The 25,186-nt window shown below is 49.9% G+C and carries 26 protein-coding genes and 1 pseudogene; 20 read left to right on the plus strand and 7 right to left on the minus strand.

What is annotated here, in order from left to right; translation table 11 throughout:
• Positions 1 to 286 precede the first annotated feature (286 nt).
• From nirJ1 to ALO_RS04230, 11 genes are all read left to right on the plus strand, one after another.
• Positions 287 to 1,459, plus strand: coding sequence for a putative heme d1 biosynthesis radical SAM protein NirJ1 (nirJ1, locus tag ALO_RS04180; RefSeq protein WP_004093217.1), 1,173 nt, complete (start codon positions 287 to 289; stop codon positions 1,457 to 1,459).
• A gap of 255 nt (positions 1,460 to 1,714) precedes the next feature.
• Positions 1,715 to 2,146, plus strand: coding sequence for a DUF134 domain-containing protein (locus ALO_RS04185; RefSeq protein WP_004093218.1), 432 nt, complete (start codon positions 1,715 to 1,717; stop codon positions 2,144 to 2,146).
• Positions 2,147 to 2,218: 72 nt separating this feature from the next.
• Positions 2,219 to 3,043 carry an Mrp/NBP35 family ATP-binding protein gene (locus tag ALO_RS04190; protein WP_004573099.1) on the plus strand — a complete coding sequence of 275 codons (825 nt, stop codon included), beginning with the start codon at positions 2,219 to 2,221 and terminating at the stop codon, positions 3,041 to 3,043.
• A gap of 21 nt (positions 3,044 to 3,064) precedes the next feature.
• Positions 3,065 to 3,424 (plus strand): NifB/NifX family molybdenum-iron cluster-binding protein, encoded by a 360-nt coding sequence (locus ALO_RS23025; RefSeq protein ID WP_004573100.1) that lies wholly within the window; start codon positions 3,065 to 3,067, stop codon positions 3,422 to 3,424.
• Between the two features lie 223 nt (positions 3,425 to 3,647).
• Entirely contained in the window at positions 3,648 to 5,165 is a 1,518-nt protein-coding gene (locus ALO_RS04200; protein WP_004573101.1) for a dihydrolipoyl dehydrogenase family protein, read from the plus strand.
• 413 nt (positions 5,166 to 5,578) lie between these two features.
• Positions 5,579 to 7,174 (plus strand): nickel ABC transporter substrate-binding protein, encoded by a 1,596-nt coding sequence (nikA, locus tag ALO_RS04205; RefSeq protein ID WP_004573102.1) that lies wholly within the window; start codon positions 5,579 to 5,581, stop codon positions 7,172 to 7,174.
• A 47-nt stretch (positions 7,175 to 7,221) separates the two neighbouring features.
• A complete protein-coding gene (opp1B, locus tag ALO_RS04210; RefSeq protein ID WP_004573103.1) occupies positions 7,222 to 8,154 on the plus strand; it encodes a nickel/cobalt ABC transporter permease in 933 nt (310 codons plus the stop codon).
• Between the two features lies 1 nt (position 8,155).
• Positions 8,156 to 9,040, plus strand: coding sequence for a nickel/cobalt ABC transporter permease (gene opp1C / locus ALO_RS04215; protein ID WP_004573104.1), 885 nt, complete (start codon positions 8,156 to 8,158; stop codon positions 9,038 to 9,040).
• Positions 9,037 to 9,870, plus strand: a complete 834-nt coding sequence (locus tag ALO_RS04220; RefSeq protein WP_004573105.1) for an ABC transporter ATP-binding protein — start codon at positions 9,037 to 9,039, stop codon at positions 9,868 to 9,870. Before opp1C ends, ALO_RS04220 begins: the two co-directional genes overlap by 4 nt.
• Positions 9,863 to 10,633 carry an ABC transporter ATP-binding protein gene (locus ALO_RS04225; protein WP_004573106.1) on the plus strand — a complete coding sequence of 257 codons (771 nt, stop codon included), beginning with the start codon at positions 9,863 to 9,865 and terminating at the stop codon, positions 10,631 to 10,633. The genes ALO_RS04220 and ALO_RS04225 overlap by 8 nt, the downstream gene beginning before the upstream one ends.
• 102 nt (positions 10,634 to 10,735) lie before the next feature.
• Positions 10,736 to 11,272, plus strand: a complete 537-nt coding sequence (locus ALO_RS04230; protein WP_004573107.1) for a GNAT family N-acetyltransferase — start codon at positions 10,736 to 10,738, stop codon at positions 11,270 to 11,272.
• Between the two features lie 51 nt (positions 11,273 to 11,323).
• Here the strand turns inward: ALO_RS04230 and ALO_RS23890 are convergent.
• Positions 11,324 to 12,998: pseudogene (locus tag ALO_RS23890) on the minus strand (ABC1 kinase family protein).
• Positions 12,999 to 13,195: 197 nt separating this feature from the next.
• Between ALO_RS23890 and ALO_RS04240 the strand changes: the two are divergent.
• Entirely contained in the window at positions 13,196 to 13,618 is a 423-nt protein-coding gene (locus tag ALO_RS04240; RefSeq protein WP_004573108.1) for a metal-dependent transcriptional regulator, read from the plus strand.
• Positions 13,619 to 13,723: 105 nt separating this feature from the next.
• Here ALO_RS04240 and ALO_RS04245 read toward each other — a convergent pair whose 3' ends face one another.
• Genes ALO_RS04245 through ALO_RS04255 form a run of 3 tightly spaced genes read right to left on the minus strand, consistent with a single transcriptional unit; the run spans position 13,724 to position 16,178 of the window.
• On the minus strand, positions 13,724 to 15,130 hold the full coding sequence (locus ALO_RS04245; RefSeq protein WP_004573109.1) for a nucleoside recognition domain-containing protein: 1,407 nt from the start codon (positions 15,128 to 15,130) through the stop codon (positions 13,724 to 13,726).
• Positions 15,127 to 15,906: a FeoB small GTPase domain-containing protein gene (locus tag ALO_RS04250; protein ID WP_004573110.1), complete on the minus strand. Its 780-nt coding sequence runs from the start codon at positions 15,904 to 15,906 to the stop codon at positions 15,127 to 15,129. Before ALO_RS04250 ends, ALO_RS04245 begins: the two co-directional genes overlap by 4 nt.
• Positions 15,907 to 15,932: 26 nt before the next feature.
• Positions 15,933 to 16,178, minus strand: coding sequence for a FeoA family protein (locus tag ALO_RS04255; RefSeq protein ID WP_004573111.1), 246 nt, complete (start codon positions 16,176 to 16,178; stop codon positions 15,933 to 15,935).
• A gap of 272 nt (positions 16,179 to 16,450) precedes the next feature.
• Here ALO_RS04255 and ALO_RS04260 point away from each other — a divergent pair, with 272 nt between their 5' ends.
• From ALO_RS04260 to ALO_RS04275, 4 genes are all read left to right on the plus strand, one after another.
• The gene (locus tag ALO_RS04260) at positions 16,451 to 17,101 is read left to right on the plus strand and encodes a TetR/AcrR family transcriptional regulator (RefSeq protein WP_004573112.1); all 651 of its coding nucleotides are present in this window, start codon (positions 16,451 to 16,453) and stop codon (positions 17,099 to 17,101) included.
• A 118-nt stretch (positions 17,102 to 17,219) separates the two neighbouring features.
• Complete coding sequence (locus tag ALO_RS04265) at positions 17,220 to 17,774, plus strand: acyloxyacyl hydrolase (RefSeq protein ID WP_004573113.1); 555 nt, start codon at positions 17,220 to 17,222, stop codon at positions 17,772 to 17,774.
• A 28-nt stretch (positions 17,775 to 17,802) separates the two neighbouring features.
• Entirely contained in the window at positions 17,803 to 18,681 is an 879-nt protein-coding gene (locus ALO_RS04270) for a lysophospholipid acyltransferase family protein (RefSeq protein ID WP_004573114.1), read from the plus strand.
• 115 nt (positions 18,682 to 18,796) lie between these two features.
• Complete coding sequence (locus ALO_RS04275) at positions 18,797 to 19,720, plus strand: phosphate acyltransferase (RefSeq protein ID WP_004573115.1); 924 nt, start codon at positions 18,797 to 18,799, stop codon at positions 19,718 to 19,720.
• Positions 19,721 to 19,842: 122 nt separating this feature from the next.
• On the opposite strand, the gene ALO_RS04280 is transcribed toward ALO_RS04275, so the two are convergent.
• Both ALO_RS04280 and ALO_RS04285 read right to left on the minus strand, forming a co-directional pair.
• A complete protein-coding gene (locus ALO_RS04280; RefSeq protein ID WP_040292702.1) occupies positions 19,843 to 20,163 on the minus strand; it encodes a DUF2680 domain-containing protein in 321 nt (106 codons plus the stop codon).
• 232 nt (positions 20,164 to 20,395) lie between these two features.
• Positions 20,396 to 21,049: a DUF2238 domain-containing protein gene (locus ALO_RS04285; protein ID WP_004573117.1), complete on the minus strand. Its 654-nt coding sequence runs from the start codon at positions 21,047 to 21,049 to the stop codon at positions 20,396 to 20,398.
• 166 nt (positions 21,050 to 21,215) lie between these two features.
• Here ALO_RS04285 and ALO_RS22325 point away from each other — a divergent pair, with 166 nt between their 5' ends.
• The 4 genes from ALO_RS22325 (at position 21,216) to rsmA (ending at position 24,397) form a co-directional block, all read left to right on the plus strand.
• The gene (locus ALO_RS22325) at positions 21,216 to 21,374 is read left to right on the plus strand and encodes a hypothetical protein (RefSeq protein WP_004573118.1); all 159 of its coding nucleotides are present in this window, start codon (positions 21,216 to 21,218) and stop codon (positions 21,372 to 21,374) included.
• A gap of 312 nt (positions 21,375 to 21,686) precedes the next feature.
• Positions 21,687 to 22,694: a G5 domain-containing protein gene (locus tag ALO_RS04290; RefSeq protein ID WP_004573119.1), complete on the plus strand. Its 1,008-nt coding sequence runs from the start codon at positions 21,687 to 21,689 to the stop codon at positions 22,692 to 22,694.
• A gap of 267 nt (positions 22,695 to 22,961) precedes the next feature.
• Entirely contained in the window at positions 22,962 to 23,492 is a 531-nt protein-coding gene (gene rnmV, locus ALO_RS04300; RefSeq protein WP_004573121.1) for a ribonuclease M5, read from the plus strand.
• 47 nt (positions 23,493 to 23,539) lie between these two features.
• The gene (rsmA, locus tag ALO_RS04305; RefSeq protein ID WP_004573122.1) at positions 23,540 to 24,397 is read left to right on the plus strand and encodes a 16S rRNA (adenine(1518)-N(6)/adenine(1519)-N(6))-dimethyltransferase RsmA; all 858 of its coding nucleotides are present in this window, start codon (positions 23,540 to 23,542) and stop codon (positions 24,395 to 24,397) included.
• Positions 24,398 to 24,942: 545 nt separating this feature from the next.
• Here rsmA and ALO_RS23030 read toward each other — a convergent pair.
• The gene (locus tag ALO_RS23030) at positions 24,943 to 25,092 is read right to left on the minus strand and encodes a hypothetical protein (protein WP_238528205.1); all 150 of its coding nucleotides are present in this window, start codon (positions 25,090 to 25,092) and stop codon (positions 24,943 to 24,945) included.
• Positions 25,093 to 25,186 lie beyond the last annotated feature (94 nt).

Genomic DNA, 25,186 nt, shown 5'->3' on the forward strand with positions numbered 1-25,186 from the left:
TTTTTTCACGAGAATTCCTGGCAGAGAGCCGTAGCGCATTTGGCGAGCACATACTATCCGGCGATATTGCAAACGCTGGCGCGTTGATCGTCTCCATCCTGCCTGGCGGCGCAGAGTCAGCCCCCCTCTGGGGGGGATAACCCTGCAGCAGCTTATATACGATTGAGGATGGAATGTAGTAGAGGCGCGTGTCCAAACCAAGCAGGAGGTTGCCGGACCTTTGGCGAACCTAACATTAGCGTGAAACGTGAATCAAACGAGTTGAGACTCTGAAAAGGAGCAGAACATGATCAGTGTGACCAAACTGCTGTTTAACATGGAATACTTTGGGGATTCCCTCCGTTATACCAAAGGCGCTAAAGACGCTGTGCATGGAACTGCCTTGGGTTCGGGGCCTGTGGTTGTCTGGAACTCAACCAGAACCTGCAATCTCAAGTGCGCCCATTGTTATATGGAATCAGACGCCCGAAAATATCAGGGAGAATTGACGACAGAAGAAGCCAGGCGCTTTATTGACGATTTAGCGGATTTTAAAGTTCCGGTGCTGCTTTTCTCCGGCGGGGAACCTTTGATTCGTCCTGATTTCTTCGAATTGGCGGGATATGCTGCCTCTAAAGGGATTCGTCCCACGCTTTCCACCAATGGAACCTTAATTACCGGTGAAACTGCGCGGCGAATCAAGGATATCGGCATCGGCTATGTGGGGATATCCCTGGATGGCTTGCGAGAGGTTAATGACAAATTCCGCGGCAAAGAGGGCGCTTTCCAGGCAGCCATGGAAGGGATTCAGAACTGTGTTGCGGCAAAGCAGCGGGTCGGACTCCGTTTTACCATTAACAGTCATAATTTTGCCGAGTTGGACAAGATTTTTGACTTTATTGAAGAAGAAAACATTGACAGGGTCTGTTTTTATCATTTGGTTTACTCCGGTCGCGGAAATCAGATGATCAAAGAAGATGTTTCGCCGGAGGAATCCAGGCGAGCCATGGAAACCATTATCCGCCGTTCCATGGATTTTGAGGAACGCGGGCTAAAAAAAGAGATCTTAACAGTTGACAATCACTGCGACGGGGTGTATCTCTATCTGCGAACCATCAAGAAAGATCCGGAGAAAGCCGACAAGATTAAAGAACTGATCGGCCTGAACGGGGGAAACCGTTCGGGAATCGCTTTTGCCGAAGTGGACCCTCTGGGATATGTACATCCTGACCAGTTTACCCAGCATATTACCTTTGGCAATGTTCGGGAACGTAAATTCGGTGATATTTGGACCGATCTTTCCCACCCGATCTTGGCTGGTCTAAAGAACCGGAAGCCCCTTCTGAAAGGACGCTGCGCCAAATGCCGGTTTTTAAATTACTGTAATGGTAATTTCCGTACACGTGCCGAAGCCGTTACCGGGGACTTCTGGGCGTCTGATCCGGCCTGTTACTTAACCGATGAAGAGATTGGGGTATAATTTTATCACATGATCTTTTGGTCCGCTGGCTGGGAAAAAGAGTTATAACCGCTGCTTCAACGGTTCCATAAATGAGCGCAATCAGATAACATTTCGTAATCAGATGCGTTCATTTTGTTATTAGCCGGTTAAAATCTGAAAATATATCAAGATTTTTTTCGTAATCCAAACGCAATGTAATGAAATATATTTGACAATGAAGTAATCCGGATGGTAAACTACACATGAGATATATTTCATAATGAAGAGGGAAATATGGCAAGACCACACAAAGAACGAAGAATTCAGCAATTACCGCCGGTTACCAGTTATAAACCTGTCGGTGTCCCCATGCGGGAAATCGATGAAGTGATTCTCACATTTGAAGAGATGGAAGCCATCAGGCTGGTCGACGCCGAACAACTGGATATGGGTGAGGCAGCGGAAAGCATGGCGGTTTCCCGGCCTACGCTGCATCGGATCGTCAACAAGGCGCGGCAGAAAATCGCCACAGCCATGTGGCAGGGGAAAGCTGTGACCATTGCAGGGGGAACTTTTCGCATAGAACATCAAAATCACGATAAGCTGCGGTCTTTCAGTTGTCTTGAGTGCGATTACAGGTGGTCAGTTCCCCATGGCACCGGGCAGAGGGGCCGGGATATGAATTGCCCCCAATGCGGAGCGCAGTCGGTACAGCGCGACAGTTAATTTTTTGTCTTAATTATGAAATATATTTCACATGAGCGGGTCTACGGAAAGATAAAGGAGATGGATTACAGAATGTCTTGTAACGCGACTGCCAAAGACAGGGACTTTGAAGCACAGAGACAAAAAATTGAACAGTTTCTTCAAACTGTCGATCATAAGCTGCTGGTGATGAGCGGCAAGGGCGGCGTCGGCAAAAGCACCGTCGCCACCAATCTGGCTGTATTTTTGAGCAATCAGGGCTATTGCGTCGGTTTGCTTGACGTGGATGTACATGGGCCAAGCATCGCCGGCTTGTTAGGTCTTACCGGCCTTGGGCTGAATGTCATCGAAAATCGGATTCAACCTTACCAGTATGCCGAAAATTTGAAAGTAATGTCGATACAAGGATTTTTAGGTCAGCCGGATGCGCCACTAATCTGGCGAGGTCCAATGAAAATCGGCATTATCCGCCAGTTCCTGGGCGATGTCGATTGGGGGCCGCTCGACTTTCTCATTATCGACAGCCCGCCCGGAACAGGCGATGAGCCACTGACGGTAGCCCAAACCATTCCAGGCTGCCAGGCCGTCATCGTGACCACGCCCCAGGAAATAGCGTTGGCCGATGTGCGCAAGTCCATCCAGTTCTGTCGGCAGGTCAAGATGCCGGTGCTCGGCCTGATTGAAAATATGAGCGGTTTTATCTGTCCCGACTGCGGCAGCACTCACGCCATATTCAAAAGCGGCGGCGGTGAAAAAACCGCTGCTGACTGGAATATTCCCTTCCTGGGAAAGCTGCCCATTGACCCGGGTGTGGTAACCGCCGGCGATGCCGGCCGGGCTATAGACAGTTTGACCAGTCATACCAAAGAAGAAATGCAGCAGATTGTGGAACGAATGATCCGTCAACTCCAAAATTAACAGGAAGGTGCTGATTTAACCATGAAAATTGCCATTCCTTTGGCCGGAGGAAAACTTTGCGTCCATTTTGGCCACTGTCAACAATTCGCGATCCTCACAGTTGAAGACGGTAAAATTACCGAACAAAAAAAACTGACGCCGCCACCTCATGCGCCCGGCGTAATTCCCAACTGGGTAGCGGACCAGGGCTGCACCGATATTTTGGTCGGCGGCATGGGGGAAGCTGCTCAGGCGATTTTTCGCCAGCGCGGCATAAAAGTCCTGTGCGGCGCTCCCTCTGACACCCCTGAAAACCTGGTGGCCTCTTACCTGCACGGAGAACTTGCCGATGGCGGCAATGCCTGCGACCATGACCATGAAGGGCATACCTGCGGTCACTAAAAAAGCCGATAAGACGCACCCGGAAGATTTGTCTTGCCCCGGGTGCGTCTTATCTTTGCGGCGCTGCCGGGTTTGACGCTTGCGATACGACCATTCAGCTTGACGGCCGGAGATAAAAATTCTTGAGAAAGAACGACAGGGTTAGTTTTCAGTGATATATTTGACTATTAGCACGTAAACGTATTATTAGCTAAGAAAACTGAATGAAAGAGGGGCTAATGGAATGAACCAATATGATGTTGCGGTAATCGGTTCCGGGTCTGCCAATATCGTCTTGGATGCAGCCCTTGAACAAGGATTAAAATGCGCGATGATAGAAAGAGGGAGGTTTGGGGGAACGTGTTTAACCCGGGGATGTATTCCTACTAAGGTAATGGTTACGGCGGCGGACTATATCAGAGAAATTGAAGGATTGCCGAAGATCGGCGTCGAGGTGGCTCCGGCACGCATGAACTGGGAGACGGTTTCCCGGCGTGTTTGGCAGAAAATATATGAAAGCAATGATATTTTAACCTATTATCAAGCGAAGAAAAATGTCGACATCTATCAGGGGACCGGTTATTTTACCGGAGAAAAAGTCTTACAAGTAGCGTTGAATGACGGTACTCTCTCAGAAGAATTTACAGCCGATAAAATTTTCATTGCCGTTGGGTCGCGTACGAATATACCTTTTATTGATGGTTTAGAAGAGGCGGGTTATCTAATGTCTGAATCGCTGTTTGGCGATAAGTATCCTCAAACACCATACAAAAGCCTAATCATTTTGGGCGGCGGTCCGATCGGTACCGAATTTGCCCATGTGTTCGCGGCTGCCGGTGCGAAAGTTACTTTGGTGCAGCGTAATACGCGCCTTTTGATTAAGGAGGATGAAGAAATCTCCGCCCAGATTTTAAAAGACCTCCACGGAATTGGCATTGACGTTTTATTAAATCACATACCAACTGCGGTGAGGGTGGAAAACGGCGAAAAAATCCTGACCATTTCCCATAAAATCACGGGTGAAACCTGCGAAGTCCGGGCGGAAGAGATTTTACTCGCTTCCGGCATACACCCAAACACAGACCGTTTGCGTCTGGATAATACAAGCATTGTAACTGACAATCGGGGCTGGATTCGCACCAATGAATTCCTGGAAACGAATGTTGAGGGTGTCTGGGCGTTTGGCGACGTCAACGGTGAAGCTCCATTCCGCCATAAAGCGAATTATGAAGCTGAGATCGTCGCCCACAATCTGTTTGGCGGGCACCCGCTGCAGGACTGGCGCTGGGCCCGCTACGATTTAGTACCGGTGGTAACTTTTACCTATCCTCAGGTTGCTCATGTGGGCCTGACAGAGCAGCAGGCCGTCCAGTCGGGCTATGAAATACTAACGGCAAAACATCACTACTCATCGACCGCCAAAGGATTTGCCCTTGGATTTGAGCCAGGAGACGATCATGATGGGTTTGTTAAAATTGTGGTAGATAAAAAAACAAACACCATTCTGGGCATCCATTCCATCGGGCCACAAGCGTCCATTTTACTCCAACCATTTATTAATCTTATGAATGCTGGCGAAACGACACTTACGCCTATTAATGAACCTATTGCATCTAAGGCGGTAAAGCAATTGCGGGCCTCCAGGATGACTCGCTATTTAGACCCTCACTCCGTGAAAAGTATCGGTGAGACTATGACGCCACATCCTTCATTATCTGAAGTAATTATGTGGGTAAGATATTACCTGGAAGGAAAACAATAAAAACAAACGTACTGGAACTGGAACCGGTAGCAGATGAAAAAGCAGAGAATGCAGAATAGATTGACGGGAAAAAACAATTTGTGTAACATATAACACAGTAGGGTGATTCGAAAATCACCTGTGCCGTAATGAAGGCGGACCCGTAGTATTAAGATCGTGATTTATAATCCTGCTGGTGCAACTTTATACGATGAACAAAAGCCATGAAGGATGCCTCGTGAAGAGGCAGATCTTTTTGGTTTTTATTTTTTAGCAATGGGATGATCCGGGAAACTGTGCAGGCTGCCCCTTTTACCCGCGGTGCACTCAGCAGGTGGATGCCTGCCGGTCGAACAAGCCATTGCTATCGAGCACAAGGTTGCCTGCAACCGCAAAGGAATCCGGATAATTCTGTTAAGGAGAGGGAGAAGCCAATGAATTGGAAACAAACTTTCGCAGTGGCGTTCATGCTGGTCATGGCAGCCGGCATATTTACGGGCTGCGGCAAAAGCGCCACGAACACGGGTGTCGCCGGCCGGACAGAGATTAATTATGCCAGTACCAAAGACATCCGGAATATCAATCCGCATTTGTATTCGGGAGAAATGGCCGCCCAGAATATGGTGTTTGAAGGCCTGACCAAAAATGAAGACGGTGAGGTTAAGCCGGCCCTGGCCGAAAGCTGGGAGATCTCTCCGGATGGCCTGGAGTATACCTTCCATCTGCGCAAGGGAGTTGCCTTCACGGATGGTGAACCCTTTAACGCCCAAGCGGTTAAATTGAATATGGACGCCATTATTGCCAACGTCAAACGCCATCAGTGGCTGGACATGGTCAATGAAATCAAGGAGACGATTGCGATTGACGATCATACGTTCAAGCTGGTGCTAAAGCATCCTTATTATCCGACTTTGGTTGAATTGGGGTTAACCAGGCCTTTTAGATTCATCTCGCCCAAATGTTTTATTAATGGCGAGACACACTACGGCGTCAGCGGCTATGCCGGAACCGGCCCCTGGATTTTGGCCAGGCATGAAAACAATCAGTACGCCACGTTTACCCGCAATGAAGCTTACTGGGGTGAAAAACCAAAGGTGACTGCCATCAACTGGAAGGTTATGCCCGATCCTCAGACGATTCTTTTAGCTCTGCAAAGCGGGGAAATTGACCTGCTGTTCGGAGCCGACGGTGATCAGATTGATCTTGATTCGTATAAAAAGCTGGAGAAAGAAGGCGCCTACCAGACCTATCTCAGCCGGCCCATCGCGTCGCGGGCCATTTTACTAAATACCAAAGCGCCGGTGACCCGGGATCTGAAAGTTCGCGAGGCATTCGCCCATGCCGTCAATAAGCAGAACATCATCAAAGGGATTCTCAACGGCTCTGAAGACCAGGCGGACACGCTGATGTCGAAAAACGCGCCGTATTGTAACCTTGATTTAAAAACCTTTGCCTATGATCCGGTTAAAGCCGGCAAGCTGCTGGATGAAGCCGGCTGGGTCAAGGGCACCGACGGCGTTCGGGCCAAAGACGGCCAAAAATGCGAAGTGACCTTTTCCTATAATGTCCAGAATGCCCAGGAAGGAACAATCGCCGAATCCATTCAGGCCGATTTGGCAGCCGTTGGTGTGAAGATGAACATACTGGCGGAAGAAAAACAAGCTTTTCTGGACCGGCAGAAAACCGGCGACTTTGACTTGCAATATTCCTTATCCTGGGGGACTCCCTATGACCCGCAGTCCTATGTGTCTTCCTGGAGAATTGCCGCCCACGGCGATTATCAGGCGCAAAGCGGCCTTGTCCGGAAACAGTGGCTGGATGAGACCATTACCAAGACAATGATTGCGGCTGGCGAACAGCAGCGGGCCGCAAGCTACAGGGAAATTTTTACATACATCAGTGAGCAGTGCGTTTACATCCCGATTTCTTATTCGAAAACCAAGGCGGTCGGTATTAAAGGGCTTAAAGGGGTAACCTTTAATGATTCCCAGTATGAGATTCCCTTTGAAAAGATGTATTTCGGCAATTAGCCGGCTGCATGCCGGATAATTGGATAAGTTTAGAAATGGAGTAACCGGTGAAAGATTACATCATCAAGAGAATTCTGTGGATGATTCCGGTTCTTATTGGAATCTCCTTCTTTTCTTTTATCCTGATCAGCCTGAGTCCCAGCGATCCCGCCGAGGTGGCTCTCAGGGTCAACGAGATTACGCCTACGGAAGAAAACGTGGCGCAAATGCGGCAGCAGCTGAGATTGGACAAACCCTTTCTAACCCGGTATCTTGAGTGGATGAGCCATGCCCTGCACGGCGATTTCGGCCGGTCTTATGTCAATGATAGACTGGTTGCCGATGAATTCGTCCGGGCTATTCCCCCCACCTTATATCTGGCAGGTGTCTCCCTGCTCATGATCCTGGCGGTTTCGGTGGCGGCAGGCGTTTTCTGCGCTTTGCATGAGGGGAGTGCGGGGGATATCGTGATCCGGGGGTTGGTTTTTGCGGGCACCGCCCTGCCTGCTTTTTGGGCGGGGATTCTGCTGATGTGGCTGCTGGCTGTGAAGATACCTATTCTTCCAACTAGCGGTATGAGGACGCCCGATGCGGTCATTATGCCGGCGCTCACCTTGTCGCTCGGGTATATCTCCACCTATGTGCGTTTGATTCGCAATAACATGATTCAAAATGGGCATTCCCATTTCGTTTTATACGGAAGAGTCAGGGGACTGAAAAACAGCGCCATTACGAGGCGGGTTTTTAAAAACTCGCTGCATAGTTCGCTGACCGCCCTGGGAATGTCCATACCCAAGCTGATCGCCGGAACGGTTGTCATCGAAAATATCTTTGCCTGGCCCGGGGTGGGGCGGCTGTGCGTCACGGCTATCTTTAACCGGGACTTCCCGGTTATTCAGGCCTACGTTCTGATTATGGCGGTACTGTTTGTCGTATGCAATTTGCTGGTCGATATCGGCATAGCCGTCATGGATCCCAGAATGAAACAGGAGGGGGACTGATATGGCCGGTTTCTGGAAACGCTTGAAAGCCGATAAAATGGCTGTCATCATGGCTGCTTTTTTAGGTATGGTGATCGTATTGTCACTGTTGGCGCCGGTCGCAGCTCCCTATCCTCCCGCTGCTCAGAACATTGCCGACAAATTTGCGCCGCCGTCCGCCGATCACTGGCTGGGAACGGACCAGTTAGGGCGGGATATTTTATCCCGCATACTGTGGGGCGGACGCACGACGGTGCTGTTGTCCCTGGCCGCCATGCTTCTTACGATCGGCATCGGTGCTGTGCTGGGGCTTATTGCCGGTTATTTCCGGGGCTGGGTGGATGAAATCATCATGCGGCTCTGCGATATCATGCTGTCTTTTCCCGGCGAGGTATTGATTCTGGCGATTGTGGGCGTGATGGGGACCGGGATTGTCAATATTCTTATCGCCATGGTCATTGCCAAATGGCCCTGGTATGTCCGGATGATCCGTTCCATTGTTATTCAGTTTATGGATAAAAATTATATCAGCTTTGCCCGGGTTTCCGGCTGCAGTGCCTGGCATATTCTGAGACGGCATCTGATTCCCGGTGCGATGGGGGAAATCTGCGTATTGGCCACTTTGGATGCAGGCAGTATTATTTTGAATATTTCCGCCCTGTCCTTTTTAGGTTTAGGTGTGCAGCCGCCTATGGCGGAATGGGGCATGATGCTCAATGAAGCCAAAAAAGTCCTGACCACTAATCCGTGGCAGATGCTGCCGCCGGGCATGGCCATCTTTCTGGTAGTTGCCGCCTTTAATTTTTTGGGCGACAGTATTCAGGAGGCGATGAATCCCCGTCTGGATAAAGGCTTTAGCCGAAAGAGCCTGACGATTTTTAAACGCAGGAAGGCGGTGGTCTCATGAATAACTTACTTACGGTAGGGAATCTGACAGTTACGGATTTACGCAATCAGGAAACCGTCCTTCATGGCATCAGTTTTGACTTAAAGCCGGACAGCTGCCTTGGCATTGTGGGGGAAAGCGGCAGCGGTAAATCGATGGCTGTAAGGGCTCTATTGGGTCTGGTCAACCCCTGGATGCAAGTGCAGGGGACCGCGGCACTGCGCCGCGATGGCGAAGTACTGGATTTGCTGCGGCAGGACGAAAGTATGCTGCGTACTATCCGGGGCAGGCATATCTGCATGGTTCTCCAGGATGCCATGTCGGCCTTTGACCCTTTGGGAAAAATCGGCGATCAGATGGCTGAGACCTTCATCGAAAATAAAGGGATTGGACAATCTGAAGCTATTGGCATGACGCTGGAAGCTTTGGCGATGCTGAACATGCCTGATCCGGAACAGGTGATTCGGAAATATCCCCACCAGCTTTCCGGCGGCATGTTGCAGCGGTGTATGGTTGCGACGGCCCTGGCAATGAAACCTGATATCATTGTAGCCGACGAATCTACCACAGCACTGGATTCCATCAATCAGCGGCAGGTGGTGGAGGCGTTCAAGACTCTGCGGCGGGAAACCGGGACAGCCTTGATCTTTATTTCCCATGATCTGGGCGTTGTGCGGCATCTTGCCGATCAGCTGATGGTCCTGCATTGCGGCGAACGGGTAGAGTACGGTGAGGCGCAGGCGATTTTCAGGAAGCCCCGGCACGAATATACGCGATATCTGGTCAACAGCCGGCTGGAACTGTCCCAATCGTTTACTGAAGCTATGAAGCGGGGTGCCGTTAGTGCCTGATCTGGTAAGGATTACAAATGTCGAAAAGAGCTATTGCCAGGCCGGCGCTTATTTTAACGGCAGCAAAGTCAAGGTATTAAAGGGGGTTACGTTTACTATTGAGGAAGGCTGCTGCGTTGGCCTCGTTGGTGAAAGCGGCAGTGGTAAAAGCACTTTGACCCGGTTGATTTTAGGCCTTGAGCTGCCGGATAAGGGCGGCGGCGCCATTCTGATTGAGGGAAAGCCGGTACGCCGGTGGATCAGGGAAAACCAGGGAAAAATGAGCGTGATCTTTCAGGATTATACCTCTTCGGTCAATCCCCGGCACACTGTCGGGGAAACCATCGCCGAACCCTTGCAGGCTATGAGACGGGAAGAAAACCTGGATGATGACATCAATGTTCTGCTGGGCAAAGTCAGCCTGTCTTCGGACTTAAAAAAACGCTATCCCCATGAGCTCAGCGGCGGTCAGCTTCAGCGGGTCTGCATAGCCAGGGCCATTGCCACGAATCCTAAATTTATTGTTCTGGACGAAGCCATCAGTTCGCTGGACGTATCGGTTCAGACTCAGATATTAAGCTTGCTCCATAATCTACGGCTGGAGATGAATATGACCTATCTGTTTGTGGCTCACGATTTGCAGGCTGTGGCTCATTTATGCAATAAGATTGTTTTTTTATACCGGGGGAAAGTCGTCGAAGAAACCGGCCGCGATCAACTGGCCAATGTGCAAAATGTTTATGCCAAAGCATTATTAGGCTCTGTGATTCCATTTGAAGTATAGTTTTAGCGTTTTTTGCAACTGCGCACAGTGCCGTAAGTTCGGCCAGTACCTGTTTGCAGAAAAAAAGGCAAAAAAATAAACGCATAAGCGGGGAGAGAAGCATTGAGCACTGATCCGAAAGACAATAAAGGCGATATTATAATCCGCCGGTTTGATGCCGGCGATGCTGCGGCCACGGAAAGATTTATCATTCCGATGATCCGGGAGGTATATCCGGATTATCCTGATTCGGCCACACGCTGGGATGTTACCCATCTGGCGGATGCGTATGCCTGCCGACCGGATGCTGCTATGTTCCTGGCCATCGACCGGCCAAACGGGGAAAAAGTGGCGGGAACAGCCGCCATTAACCGCTACGATGACCGCATTGCCGCGGTCCGGGGGATCTATGACGCAGCCAAAACAGCCGAACTTTCCCGCTGCTATGTGGACAGCCGTCTGCGTCGCTGCGGGATTGCCACCCGTCTGGTGGCGTCGCTGGAAGCATTTAGCCGGAGTCTGGGGTATGCTGTAATATGCCTGCATACTCACCGTTTTTTGCCAGGAGGTCTTCCCTTCTGGCTGAGCCAGGGTTATATCGCCAGATTGGAGCCGCAGGATAAGGATGAAACCGTGTTTATGGATAAAAATATAGAATAGCTTTCTCCGAAGGACGCATTTAAAGGGCGGGTCAGGTTGAAATCTTCGAAGCTATAATTTGCCTGACCGGAGAATGGCGTACAGCAGCCAAAGAAACAAAACCATCGCGATGGCAAACCCGATTTCCAGCGCCGGCACATTCCATAGCCGGGAAGTTTGGCCGGCCAGACTGGAACTGATAATGACGCCGGCCATGATGATGCTGAAAGCCAGCAGAATCATACTGAAGGCTAGCCGGTTGCTGATCCGTTCGAGGGTTTTTAAACCACGTTCCATATCCGGCAGGATGACTTCCAAACGCAGGTGACCCTGTTTGACTACCGCCCGCAGTTCTCGCACCAGGCGGGGCAGATTCTGTATCAATTCCCCGCATTCATTCAGGGTACGCCGCAGTATTTTGCCGAGGGTGGCAGGGTGGAAACGCTGCCGCAGCAATTCTTGGCCGAACGGTTCGGCGAGAGTCAGAATGCTGAGCTGGGGATTCAGCCGTTCCACTGCTCCCTCCATGGTCAGCAGGGCTTTGCCTACCAGTACCAGGTCAGCCGGCAGCTTTATCTTGTGTTTCTGGGTAACGGCAAAAAACTGATTGATGGCGTCGCCCAGGCTGCTTTGACTTAAGGGAACTCCATAGTAGTTCTCTCTTAACAGATCAATATCATCCCGAAGCTGCGTTTCGTCAACTTGGTCAGGGATAATTCCCATGCGGAAAATCGCCTGAAACAGCTCTTCCGGGTCTTGCTGCATCAAACCAATGACGACAGAAGCCAAGTGGTATTTTTTTTTCAGGATTGAGGCGGCCCACCATGCCAAAATCCAGGAAAGCGATCCTTTCTCCGGGTAATACCAGCACATTGCCGGGATGAGGATCCCCATGGAAGAATCCTGCCACAAAAATTTGCTGGAACATTTCTTTGGCAAAGCACTCGGCAATGCGGGAAAGATTATAACCTTGCTGCTTCAATCGGTCCGGTTCGTTTACTTTTATTCCCTCAATATAAGTTGTGGTCAATACCTTTTGTGAGGAATACTCCCGATATACCTGCGGAATATATACGGCGGGATTGTCCCGGTATTGGGCTGAAAACTTTTCGCCATGGCGGGCTTCCCTGGTATAGTCCAATTCGATGCGGAGCGATTTGGCCAGTTCCTCGATCATACCTGCCAGCTGATAGGTCTCGGCCCAGGAAAAACGCCGTTCGGCCAGTGAGGCCAGTTCCTGCAGAATTTCCAAATCGGTTTCGATTCTGACAGCAATGTCCGGACGCTGAATTTTCACCGCTACTTCCTGACCGGTCTTTAACTGAGCCCGATGCACCTGCCCGATAGAAGCGGCCGCCAAAGGCTCCGGGTCAAATTGCCGGAATAGCTCTTCCAGATCGGCTTTCAATTCTTCCTTGAACAAAGTGCGCACTGACTCAAAGGAAAAACCGGGGACATCATCCTGGAGTTTTTCCAGTTCTGCAATAATTTCAGCCGGCAGAAGGTCCGGCCGTGTGCTGGCGATCTGTCCCAGTTTAACATAGGTCGGGCCTAATTGTTCCAACAACAGCCTGATGCGCTCGCCCAGGCCGGCGGCAGTATTTTGCCGCACTGCGGAGCGGCTGTGAGCATAGGGGATGCCAAGGGGCAGGTCCATTTCTTCCACAATATAGTCAAAGCCCTGATTGAGCAGGGCCATGGCAATTTCACGATACCGGTTGATGTGGCGCATCCTTTTGGCAAACATGGCTGACCTCTTTCGAAAAAAGTGCCCCGCTGTTGCGCAGCTTTCATTTTTTACTGTCAATATACCCGCTAGTACCGGACAGTATACTGCAGAGATTTTCTTCTCCTCCGATAGATACAAATCAGATGTGCCGCATAACTTATAATAAGTTATCGATAGACCGAAAATTTTGTTGCGAATGGACCGGAGGTGAAACCATGCTGTCGCCCAGCCTGGAAGATTATCTGGAGGAAATCTACCGATTTTCAGTCAATAACGATATTGTGCGGGTTACCGATATCGGCCAGAAACTGCATGTAAAGCTCCCGTCAGTCACGAAGGCATTGGGAAGACTTCGTGCGGGAGGATACATTACTTACCAGAAATATGGCATGATCGGATTGACTGACAAAGGCAGGCAGACAGGGGATTACCTTGTGGCAAGAAACACTCTCCTGCAGGATTTTCTCAGAATGATACAGGCAGATTGCGATGTTGCCGCAGAAGCGGAAGCGATGGAGCACTACTTATCCAAATCAACGATCGCCTCCATTAAGCATGTAATGGCGTTTATGAAAGGGAATCCGGCGGTGTACCAGTGTTTTGTCGATTATGTGCAGGCGGCTAAGCAGGTGCGATAAGACTGATAAGCTGACCGGCAGGCATAGGTATCTCAGGATATGATTGTAGGGCTGCCGGAGGGCAGCCCTTTTTTTCATCTTGCGGAATTTTCGGGGAGTGGTTTATTAGGCAAAACCGAGGAATCTTGCCGATTGTGCTACGGCGAAACAAACGGCGAAAGCGATGCCGGTCGGGATCAGGAAGGACAGGAAGGTCCATTTGACGCTGCCGGATTCTTTGTAAACGGAGAGCAAGGCTGTGGTACAAGGCCAGTGCAGCAGGCAAAACAGCATGGTGCAGACGGCGGTCAGCCAGGTCCAGCCATTATTGAGCAGTATCTGACGGAGTGCATCCAGGCTTTCAAATTCCATCATTTGGCCTGTGGCCAGATAACTCATGAGGAGGATGGGCACAACGATTTCATTGGCCGGCAGGCCGAGGACGAACGCCAGGAGAATGAACCCGTCAATACCGATGGCGTATCCAAACGGCTGCAGCCAATCCGCCAGATGGCCGATAATGCTCATGTCTCCTATGTAGATGTTCCCCAGTATCCAGGTAATCGCGCCGGCGGGAGCGGCCATGATGACGGCGCGCTTCAGCACAAAGAGAGTCCGGTCGATGATGGAGCGGTAAATGACCGCACCGATTTGCGGCGGGCGGTAGGGCGGCAGTTCTAATACCAGGGACGAGGGTTCTCCTTTGAGAATGGTATGCGACAGTATCCAGGATACGGCAAAGGTGGTCGCGATGCCGAGAAGGACTAAGGCGGTTATGGTTAGCGAAGCGATTGCTGTCTCGTATTCAGAGGTGACCGCCCCGCCGAAAAAGATGGTGGCTACCGCAATGAGGGTGGGAAAGCGTCCGTTGCACGGTACGAAATTATTGGTCAGCATCGCGATGATCCGTTCGCGCGGCGAGTCAATAATGCGGCAGGATACAATGCCGGCGGCGTTACAGCCAAAGCCCATGCACATCGTTAACGCCTGCTTGCCGCATGCCTTGCACTTTTTAAAAAAGCTATCCATATTAAAGGCAACTCTCGGCAGATACCCCAAGTCTTCTAAGAGAGTAAACAGGGGAAAGAAAATGGCCATCGGCGGCAGCATGACGGATACGACCCAGGCCAGGCCCCGATAAAGCCCCAGGACGAGGACGCCGTGGAGCCAATCCGGAGCTCCGGCAAGTTCAAACCATGCGGTAAGCCGGTCCTGAAAGGCGAAGAAAGCGTCTGCAAGCATGCTGGAAGGAACATTTGCGCCTTCGATGGTGATCCAAAAAACCAGTCCTAACAGCGCCAGCATGATCGGGTAGCCGAAAAGGCGGGATGTGAGAATATCATCCAGTTTGATATCCCAGGAGGACAGATTTTCCTGTTGATGCGTGACTGCTTTACGCGCTATCTGTTCGGCGCTGGCGTAAATATCGGATACAATCGTATCTCCAAGCGTGTTGCCGGCATGAAGGCGAAGTTTATCGGCTTCCGTGCACATTTCCGCTAACGTTGTCATGGGCTTGACATTTTTGTTCATAAGGCGGCTGCCTCCTGAAGTACTTTCATCTCGGGTTGAATCTCTAAGTATCGGCTGATGCTCTCGAGGAACGCCTTATCTCCGTCCAGCAGCCGGAGAGCCACCCAGCGGGGGTTTAACTTGTGGCCGACAAGACGCTGAATATTGGGGAGAAGCTCCTGTATCGCCTCTTCTATGGACGGCGAATACGTGAGCTGGCGTGGACTATATTTGTGTGCGCCGGTACTAACCTGGTACAGAGTTTCCCGGAGAGTATCGAGTCCTTCCCCTCTGCGGGCGGCAGTTGCCACAACCGGTACGCCGAGTTCATTTTCCAGCGCGGCAATATGAAGCGTAATGTTTTTCTTTCTCGCTTCGTCTATGAGGTTTACACAAACAATAACGTTTGGAGTAATTTCCATGACCTGCAGAACCAGGTTTAGGTTTCTTTCCAGGCAGGTGGCATCCAGTACTACGAGGGTGGCATCCGGTTCACCGAAACAGATAAAATCACGGGCGATTTGTTCTTCCACAGTGTGGGCCAGTATCGAATACGTTCCTGGCAGATCAACCAGGAGAAAGGATTGCTTGCGGTAGCTAAAAGTACCTTGGGCGTTATCTACTGTCTTGCCAGGCCAGTTGCCGGTGTGCTGCCTGAGACCCGTCAGGGTGTTAAAAACCGTACTCTTGCCAACATTGGGATTGCCGGCCAGGGCAATAACGCATTGCCCCGGATCAGGGATTATGCCGAAATGCTCGCGCAGCACCCGGCCATGTGTTTTTTGATAACCGTTCATAATAATACGATCCTCCCATTCTTTAACTATATGGGGTCGACTTTAATCAGGTCCGCGTCATCACTGCGCAGAGCAATGGTAGTGTTTCGCACCCGGAAGGCGATGGGGTCGCCCGCCGGGCCTTTTCTGAAGCATTGTACCTGGGTTCCAGGAAGAATGCCCAGGTCCAGAATCCGTCTTCGCAGCAAACCGTCAAGTTCTACGGACGATATTTTGCAGGTTGCGCCTGCCGTGAGATTTGCCAAAGTTGCTGCTTTTGCAGGGATATACATACTATTAACCTCCCTTACACTTGCCTTCGCCAAGTTTTCTTAAAAAAGGTTAGCGACAGCTAACACCGGCGGATAAAGAAAGGTTAGCTATCGCTAACATACAGTCCGGTCAATCATATAGGTTAACCTCAAATTTTTCAATCGTCTGCTGTATGATATGAGAAAGGAATAAAAGTGCTACTGCCTTACTTTTCAAAATGCAAAATTGAACTTGACCAAAATCCCGGGAAAGATTTATAATTTGATCAGTTTCATTTCTTGAGGTGAATTACATGGCTCGCATTCCCCAGGACCCTCAAATCAGGATCGATGAAATTTTAGATACTGCCGAGCCTTTATTTTTGGCAAACGGCTACCGCAAAACAACCATCCTTGATATCACGAAAAAAATGGGTGTTGCCAAAGGAATGGTGTATTATTACTTTAAATCCAAGGAGGAGATACTGGAAGGATTGGTCAACCGACGATTCTCCGTCCTATTGGCCGACATCACGCAAATGGCATACTCCAACGATTTTACTCCCCCCCGTAAAATCGAACTGATATTAAATGCCATAATCCATAGCGCGCAAGAGAAAGACGGCCTGCTGCTGGACATTCTATCCGATGAACAGAATATCCACATCAAAAATAAAATGGTCCGGCAAGCGGCGCTCGTACTCAACCCCTCTTTGCTGAAAATCATTGAGGAAGGGACTCAAAAAGAATGGTTCCATCCTTCTCAGCCCGACATTGCTGTAAATTTTATCCTATCCACGCTGCGCTGTATAACAGACGCCATGTCTGATAAAGCCTCCGGTGAGCAGATGGCTTGCTATTTGAAAACGGCTGAATCTCTTATTGCCACAGTGCTGGCTATGCCGGACAATGCGCTGTGTTTGTCATTGGAACAAAAACAATTTCATTTGAACTCTGTCGGATAAAGTTTTATTTTGTCGATTTTTTGAACCGGTCAAAAATTCCCGTACAACATTCTGTCCGGATGAAGGAAATTTTCTTTTTTTGAACCGGTCAATTTTAAAGAAAAAGGAGTGTCCTATTGTGTCTAGATTCAAATGGCTGGTGGTTCTGAATATTTTGCTGGTCTGCCTGTTGGGACAGTCCTCTGGTTATGCGTCGGACTCCCAGATTGAGCTGTGGGATTATACGACTTCAAACGATAATGAACGCGATCTTGATACCACCTCGCTACATATCCTCAGGCAAATTTCCGCAACCGATCATAGGACCCTCTATCGGGGCATTACTATCACGCGGCCCCGGGGGGACATTTTCTGGGATGATGAAACTCACAACAGTTCTGCCGTCGGCGCCGGTCCTGTATACCTGCTGCGCTATGAACAACCCCAGTCGGGAAAATTGTCCGCGGCATTAGACGTGAGCGGCGGTATACTCTTGTATAACAAAAAATTTCCGTATGGAGGGCAGTATTATAACTTTATGTGGCGGATCGGGCCTCAACTCATTTATAGAATGAATGAACATTCCTATATTAATATCGGGTATACCCTCATGCATGTTTCCAATGGATTAAGAACCCATAATCCCGGTTATGACTCTCACGGAATATCTTGGGGTTTTGTTGCAAAGTTTTAACTCATACAGATTCTGAAGGGAGAAAATAATGAAGGGACATATGCAGTATCAACTATTAAAAATTCTCAGCCAGGGTATTTCCCGGCTGCCATATTCTCTGATTTGCCAGATTGGACGGGGAATAGGACACCTCTATTATTTGGTTGCCGGACGCCAGCTTGAGCGGGGAATCCAACAGGCCATGCGAGGGTTGAACATTTCCCGCAGCGAAGCAAAAGCTGTGCTTCGCCAGGTGTTTTGCAATTTGGGACAGACCCTGATGGAAGTCTTGTATATTCCGGCTTTAAGCCGTGAGAACATCAGCCGGTATGTTTCCATTGAGGGTTTGCCCCATTTGGAAGAAGCCTTAAAAGCCGGGCGTGGCGTAGTAATACTTACCGCTCATATGGGGAATTGGGAGTGGATGGGCGCTGCCTTGGCCCATACTGGCCTGCCGATTACCACCATTGTTAAGCCCCAGCCCAATGCCCAGTATACTCGCATCCTGAATGAATATCGCGAAATGAGCGGCCTGGAAGTTTTTAATCGCGGCTCAAATGAAATTGTCAAGGCGGCCCGGGCTCTGAAGCGAGGCAAGGCTCTAGGCTTTCTGGCCGATCAGGATGGCGGCAGGGATGGCGTATTTGTGGATTTTTTGGGAAAAAAGGCATCTACGCCTGCCGGCCCGGCGATTTTTGCCCAAAAGTTTAATTCCGCCGTTGTTCCAGTATACAGTTATCATCTTCCCGGCGGCGGCCATCAGATCGTCATTGAACCGCCGCTGGAATATGAACATGATCCTGATCCTAAACAGGAAGTGTTGCGAAATACGGTTAAAATGACCCACGTGCTTGAAAATGCCATTAAACAGCATCCTGCGGAATGGTTGTGGTTCTTCAAACGTTGGAATACGCCGGAGTCCAACTAATGAAAGACCCTCATCAAAAGAGATATTATCTAACATGATCCCGGAATGGTATCCCGTGTACTCGGAGGAGAAGAAACGGCGTTAGTTTACGCCCCAAAAAGGGAGGTAACGGATTATGCCTGTCTATGCAAATTTTGCCGAGCTTTTGGCAAAAGCCAAACTAAGGGGGAAAAAAAGGATTGCGGTGGCTGTGGCGCAGGATAAGGATGTGCTGGAAGCGATTAAGGCAGCCCAGGATCAGGGAATTATTGCGCCGGTGCTGGTGGGCAATGCTTCACTGATTGTCTCCCTCATTCAATCCCTGGGACTGCCGGGTGATACTCCGGTCATTGATGAACCGGATGACACAAAAGCCGCCTTGGCTGCGGTGTCGCTGGTTCACGCGGGAAAAGCGGATATTTTAATGAAGGGTCTGGTAAACAGCAGCATATTCCTCAAGGCTATTTTAGATCCGGAAATGGGGCTGCGGACAGGGCGCTTGCTGAGTCATCTGGTTGCTTTTGAAATTCCGGGAACGGATAAGCTGGTATTTCATACCGATGGTGGTATGAATGTGGCGCCAAACCTGGCCGAGAAGAAAGACATATTGATGAACTCGCTGCAGGCATTGAAATACCTTGGCATTGAGCAGCCGAATGTAGCTGTTTTGGCTGCCAATGAAATGGTCAATCCTAAAATTCCGGCGACAACAGATGCCAAAGCATTGGCGGATATGAATGCCAATAAGGAATTAACGCCTGGAATCATCGAGGGCCCTATCGCCATGGACGTGGCGGTAAGTCCGGAAGCGGCGAAGCACAAGGGCCTTTCCAGCAAAATTTCGGGAAAAGCGGATTTGTTTTTGATGCCCAGTATTGAAGCCGGCAACTTGGTGGGCAAGACTCTGACCTATTACGCCAGGGCAAAGATTGCCGGCATCATCGTCGGGGCTGCTCATCCGGTGGTAATGACCTCACGGGCCGATTCGCCGGAGGCGAAATTAAACTCCATCGCTTTTTCCTGTTTGGCAACTCCCTTTATTCAGCCTTTGAAGGATTGACTTGGATAGATATTCTTGATATTATCGCAATCAGGTTATGGGAGTTGAGGCATTTCTATAAATAAACCCTGCCGTACAAAAAACGGCAGGGTTTATTTATAGAAATGTAATGAAGGGGACTCTTATTTATTCGGTGTGGCCGGTTGGGGGCCGGGTTTGCTGTGATGATAGCCGCGTCCCATGCCCATGCCCATCCTATCTATGGTTCCGTCTTTCACGGCTTTATCCAGGCGGTCTTTCATCAGAGTCATTCTGGCGTCGGCTACTTCCTGGGTCATAGCGCCGGCTTTTACATACACCTGAAACTGTTGTTTTTTCAGGTCCAGCATTTTATAAGCGATTTTGGCCAGGTCGGCTTTTTGACTATCTGTCAGGTTAACCCGTTGTGCAGTTGGATTGTCGCCGCAGGGTCCCCTGAAGCCGCCGGGACCGGGCGCTGCCATGACAACCGATCCGGCAATCGCCAGGACCACGATGGCAACGATAGTATATGCAGCAAATTTTTTCGTACTGATTACCTCCTGTTTTTTGATCTGTACTCAGTATAGCCGGCAAATTTTACAAAATTGTGTTCAGTTTGTGAAGAAAATGTGAAATCTCATCTGCTATTACCATGAATTCTGATAGAGCGGGACGAGGCACGCCCGCAGGAGTAACGACGCAGATGAGCCTTTTTCAACGGTCTCCGAAGAGGCGCCGCCATCCGGGGTAAGAAAGGGTAAGAATCGAACCGTACAAGGCTAGGGCCATATCATGCTGCGTATCCCAGATGTCGCCCTGGGCGCCGATGGCATCCAGACCTCTGCCCGGGACCAAGGCGCATGAGGCCCAGCATTCCACCAACTCGTAAAAGGCGCCGGCAGCCAGAATTAGGGCGCAGGCGATGCAGCGGGCCATAAGGCCCTGCAAACCGACGGCCCGGGTCAGAACCTCATAGCAGGGGTAAGCGAACAGCAGGCCAAAGGAAAAATGGACGATTCGGTCATAATGGTTTCTCTGGCTGTGGAACAGATCTTGCAGCCAGGCTCCCAACGGGGTGGCGGCATAGCCATAGTGGGCGCCGTAGATGTGCAGGGTAAAAAAAATTGTGATCAGCAGATAAGACAGGTTGGAAAGGTGAAGCTGGCGCTGAAATTTGAGTATCAGATAAAAAACGGCAAAGGTTGTAACATGTTCAGCCAGCCATTCCATGCGATGGGAAGGATTCACGCCCATGACAATAAAAAAGAGGATAGTATAGGCCAGCAGGACCTGCAGCAGCCGATTTTCCCTTAGGGGAGGCGCTTCAGTTCTATACTCCCGCCGGGATTCGGATGACGATGACTCCATAGTACGCTCCTTTATGTCCGTTCAAAAAAATGTTTGGCCGGACAGCCTTTTAAGACATTAACAGTCTTTCCTGAATATAATATATTGATTCAGTTGAGATGGGGCAGTTTATTGGCAAGAATCGACTGAGTCGCAGTGAGACTCTTGCCAGAAAGGAGATGGGAAGATGAGATTAATCGATAGACTGTTAGGGAAAAAGAAAAAGCATAAGGGCTCTCATACCGAAGGCAATACCTCTTACAAGTCGATGACAGATGAGGAGCCGATCCAATCCGAACGGCCTGACCAAGCTGACAGCAGCGAAGAGTCTGAGGAGGAAGAGTGATGCCGAAGCAGTGAGGGCATATAAAAAACGTCAGGAAAATCCTGGCGTTTTTTATCAGGCGCAGTCCGCCTGGCTCCTACCTGACGCATAGTCTTCTCTGGAAAAACCAACCTACAACTTGTTTTGCCGTTTTGACATGGAAGTTGCGGTATGCTATAATGCAAGAACATCCGGGCAGGGCAGAAAGATATGCAGTACTGTACTCATGACTGTGAAGAATTTAAGAGACTTTTCGGCTTATTGGAACACATTCGCTATTCCTACTATTATTATTTTCTCCGAAAAGCCCTGAATTCTGGAAGGAGGCAGCCTATGAGCAGCATTGGTCCCGGAGTCGAAAGAATATTACAATATTTCGACAGCAAGCAAGGAAAAAAGACGCTGATTGTCGCGGTTATTGCCGCGTCTCTGCTGGTCACCAGCTTCATCTATGCCAAGAAAACAGTACATATTGCCGTAGACGGACAAACATTGCAGGTAGTTACTTTCTACGGGGATCCGCAGCGAGTATTAAAACAGGCAAGTATCCAACTGAGTCCCCAGGATGAATACCGTCTCTCGACGCCGAAGCTGACCGAGGGTTCGGTCATCGAAGTGTTCCGGGCAGTACCGGTATTTGTCAGTTATCAGGGAAAAAATGCAAAGGTTCAGACCGCCAAGCCTACTGTGGAAGAAACGGTGATGCTATTGGGTCTTGCCGGTCCCGGGTGGAAGCTGGTTCCGGAAAGAAATGCCCGGATTTCGCCGGGGATGCAGATCCAGGCAATTCAAGTAGTCGAGCTGATTGAGGAAAATGAAGAGCCGGTTGAGTATCAGACCGTGCGCCAACCGGATCCCGCCCTGGAAAGCGGCCAAGAAGAAGTATTACAGGAGGGCCGGCCGGGATTAAAGAAAGTAACCGTTAAAAAGCGGCTGGAAGACGGTAACGAGGTTTCTTCTGAAATTTTGCACGAAGAAATTGTGACCCCGGCCACTGACAGGATCCTTCGGGCCGGCAGTCGTGATATGGTGGAGACATCCAGAGGCGCTTTGCGGTTCAAGAGGATGATGATCATGGAGGCTACCGCCTATCTGCCCACAGATGGTCCGGGCCACGGCATAACGGCCAGCGGCGTTCCGGCCCGCCGGGGCGTCGTAGCGGTTGATCCCGGAGTTATCCCACTGGGCAGCCGGGTATTTATTCCCGGCTACGGCGTGGCCCTGGCAGCCGATACCGGCGGCGCTATCATCGGCGACAAGATCGACCTATGCATGGAAGCTGCCGCCGAAGCCTGGCAATTTGGCCGGCGGGATGTAAAAGTCTATGTTTTGGATGACTAGAGGAGACCGCAGATGAGCTTTACAGCAGCCCCCCCTAGCGCCGATATACAGAAGAAATCGTTGTCCAGGAAAGTTTAAAATGGATGCCTCTAAGGCGTCCATTTTATTTTTTAAGGCGAAACAGGATACAATAACAAAACTGACAATATGTATTGCATTCTTTTTTCTCTGCCGTGGGGTTTGTGGCCGGCCAATCGATATGCTACAATGGAGACATGACTTTCTGTCTTATCCCAAGATGCTCGCATCTTCCCAGGAGGTACCTTTTTGATTAAAGAAGTAATCGTAGTGGAGGGAAAAAACGATATAGCTGCGGTCAGACGGGCGGTAGATGCCGAGTGTCTGGCTACCGGCGGGTTCGGGCTTTCTCCTTATACACTGGAACAAATCAAACATGCTTACGAAAAGCGGGGTATTATTATTCTCACCGATCCGGACAGTGCCGGGGAACGGATACGCCGCTATTTGAGCAAGCGGTTTCCTGATGCAAAGCATGCTTTCATTCCAAAAGAAGACGCCTCTGATGAGCGGGAAGTCGGCATTGAGGTGGCATCCGCCCCGGTCATACGTTCCGCTCTGGAGACTTTGCGCTCGGAGGAACTTCAGATAGAACCCCGCTTTATTTGGGCGGATATGACCAGAGCCGGTTTGCACGGAGGGGCTGATTCGGCGGCAAGAAGGGCGAAATTGGGCCGAATACTGGGGGTTGGCTATGCTAATGCCAAAACTTTTTTTCGCCGTCTGAACACCTACGGCGTCACCCGTGAGGAATTCAACGCTGCCCAGGAAAAATTATAACTTCTCATTATTTCTGAAATGCTTCGCATCTCAAGGGGGGCTTGCTCATGATTCATCCGACTATCGCGAAAAAAGACGTTACCTTACATATTATTAAGACCTTTGGCCTGGGTATGAGCAAAAAATTGGGACAGAATTTCCTGATTGACGAACAGGTGGTAAACAGTATTGTAACAGCGGCTCATTTGTCCTCCGCCGACACGGTGCTGGAAATCGGGCCGGGTATTGGCACTTTGACGCAAGGCTTGGCCGAAACCAGTGCACAAATTGTCAGCGTGGAATTGGATGTTAAGCTGATTCAGGTATTGGCTAAGACTTTGGAAGGGTATCAAAATGTGCGGGTGGTTCACGGCGATATTCTAAAGTTTGACATTTCCCGGGAAATTACGGCGGAACGATATAAGGTAGTGGCGAATCTGCCTTATTACATCACAACTCCTATCATTATGCACCTTTTGGAATCCCGTTTGCCGATTGAACTGTTAGTGACTATGGTGCAAAAGGAAGTGGCCGAACGGATGGTGGCTGCGCCCGGCGGCAAAGATTACGGCGCTTTGTCCGTGGCGGTGCAATATTATACTCAGCCGGAAATTCTGTTTAACGTGCCGCCGCAAAGCTTCATCCCCTCGCCGGCCGTGGAATCTGCAGTAATCCGCTGTACCGTGCGAAATGTGCCGCCGGTGGCATTACAGGAGGAAAAACTGTTTTTCCGGGTGGTAAAAGGAGCTTTTGCCCAGCGGCGCAAAACCCTTTCCAATGCCTTAAAGACCACCGGACTGGACAAGGCCGCCATTGGCTGGATGTTATCCCAGGCCGCCATAGATCCCCAGCGGCGGGGAGAGACTCTCTCTCTTCAGGAGTTTGCCGATATAGCTAATGCCTGGAGCACTTACAAGAATCGCTAAGAGTCTTTTGCACAGCTCATCTCTTGCTCGAAACTGAGACCGTTCAAAAGGTTCAGACGCTAGGTCGTGTTTTCAAAATCAACGAAGCCAAATCGAAGCACCAGCGATGTACAGCATAGACAAATACGAAGTTGCCAGTTTTTCATAACGAGTAGCGATCCTGCGGAAATGTTTGATTTTATTGATAAAGCACTTCACCAGATGCCGCTCTTTATATAAATGTCAGTCACATTTGCGACTGGTCGGAGGTTGTTTTCTACTAGAGCGGCAAGGAATTACCGCTGATCCCCGTTGAGCAGGATAGTCTCCACCAATGAATCCCTGTCAAGCCATTGGCAATATTTTTTTGAAGACACGACCTAAGCTTCTTGTTTTTTTTAAAAAACAGGACAAAAGACCCAAAACAATAGAGTCAATACATATTGCTTATTTTCCACCCTTGATCATATAATGAAAACAAAGAAAAAACATACAAAATTATACAAACATAGTTAAGGAAATCCAGCCCTCAAAAAACTACCCCAGCGACACCGATCGGAAGCCTCTTACGCGCAAACCTGCAGGGACAAGCCAATGCCTTCCATACCCTCATCGGCTGACCCCAAAACAAACCGGACGGATTGGAAACTGCCGATCAAACCTACGGCTTTCAACTCCTCCTGCCGCTCTAAAACATTGAACCGAGGTGACCCCATGGCAATCAGAAAGCCCCTTCTAGCGCGAAAAATCATGGCCCACCTGGCCCTGTGCACCTTCACCTTCCACCAAACCATCGCCTTCGCCGGCACC

It is taken from the genome of Acetonema longum DSM 6540 (genome assembly GCF_000219125.1).
Lineage (GTDB): Bacteria > Bacillota > Negativicutes > Sporomusales > Acetonemataceae > Acetonema > Acetonema longum.

Excerpts from the sequence above, each read along its gene's own strand:
- ALO_RS04280 (WP_040292702.1), bottom strand. The coding sequence starts at position 20,163 with ATGGCAGCGCCCGGTCCCGGCGGCTTCAGGGGACCCTGCGGCGACAAT.
- ALO_RS23030 (WP_238528205.1), bottom strand. The coding sequence starts at position 25,092 with ATGGGGTCACCTCGGTTCAATGTTTTAGAGCGGCAGGAGGAGTTGAAA.
- ALO_RS04240 (WP_004573108.1), top strand. The coding sequence starts at position 13,196 with ATGCTGTCGCCCAGCCTGGAAGATTATCTGGAGGAAATCTACCGATTT.
- opp1C (WP_004573104.1), top strand. The coding sequence starts at position 8,156 with ATGGCCGGTTTCTGGAAACGCTTGAAAGCCGATAAAATGGCTGTCATC.
- rsmA (WP_004573122.1), top strand. The coding sequence starts at position 23,540 with ATGATTCATCCGACTATCGCGAAAAAAGACGTTACCTTACATATTATT.
- ALO_RS22325 (WP_004573118.1), top strand. The coding sequence starts at position 21,216 with ATGAGATTAATCGATAGACTGTTAGGGAAAAAGAAAAAGCATAAGGGC.
- ALO_RS04290 (WP_004573119.1), top strand. The coding sequence starts at position 21,687 with ATGAGCAGCATTGGTCCCGGAGTCGAAAGAATATTACAATATTTCGAC.
- ALO_RS04245 (WP_004573109.1), bottom strand. The coding sequence starts at position 15,130 with ATGAACAAAAATGTCAAGCCCATGACAACGTTAGCGGAAATGTGCACG.
- ALO_RS04250 (WP_004573110.1), bottom strand. The coding sequence starts at position 15,906 with ATGAACGGTTATCAAAAAACACATGGCCGGGTGCTGCGCGAGCATTTC.
- ALO_RS23025 (WP_004573100.1), top strand. The coding sequence starts at position 3,065 with ATGAAAATTGCCATTCCTTTGGCCGGAGGAAAACTTTGCGTCCATTTT.
- nirJ1 (WP_004093217.1), top strand. The coding sequence starts at position 287 with ATGATCAGTGTGACCAAACTGCTGTTTAACATGGAATACTTTGGGGAT.
- ALO_RS04190 (WP_004573099.1), top strand. The coding sequence starts at position 2,219 with ATGTCTTGTAACGCGACTGCCAAAGACAGGGACTTTGAAGCACAGAGA.
- ALO_RS04270 (WP_004573114.1), top strand. The coding sequence starts at position 17,803 with ATGAAGGGACATATGCAGTATCAACTATTAAAAATTCTCAGCCAGGGT.
- ALO_RS04185 (WP_004093218.1), top strand. The coding sequence starts at position 1,715 with ATGGCAAGACCACACAAAGAACGAAGAATTCAGCAATTACCGCCGGTT.
- ALO_RS04285 (WP_004573117.1), bottom strand. The coding sequence starts at position 21,049 with ATGGAGTCATCGTCATCCGAATCCCGGCGGGAGTATAGAACTGAAGCG.
- ALO_RS04200 (WP_004573101.1), top strand. The coding sequence starts at position 3,648 with ATGAACCAATATGATGTTGCGGTAATCGGTTCCGGGTCTGCCAATATC.
- ALO_RS04275 (WP_004573115.1), top strand. The coding sequence starts at position 18,797 with ATGCCTGTCTATGCAAATTTTGCCGAGCTTTTGGCAAAAGCCAAACTA.
- ALO_RS04260 (WP_004573112.1), top strand. The coding sequence starts at position 16,451 with ATGGCTCGCATTCCCCAGGACCCTCAAATCAGGATCGATGAAATTTTA.
- ALO_RS04255 (WP_004573111.1), bottom strand. The coding sequence starts at position 16,178 with ATGTATATCCCTGCAAAAGCAGCAACTTTGGCAAATCTCACGGCAGGC.
- ALO_RS04220 (WP_004573105.1), top strand. The coding sequence starts at position 9,037 with ATGAATAACTTACTTACGGTAGGGAATCTGACAGTTACGGATTTACGC.
- nikA (WP_004573102.1), top strand. The coding sequence starts at position 5,579 with ATGAATTGGAAACAAACTTTCGCAGTGGCGTTCATGCTGGTCATGGCA.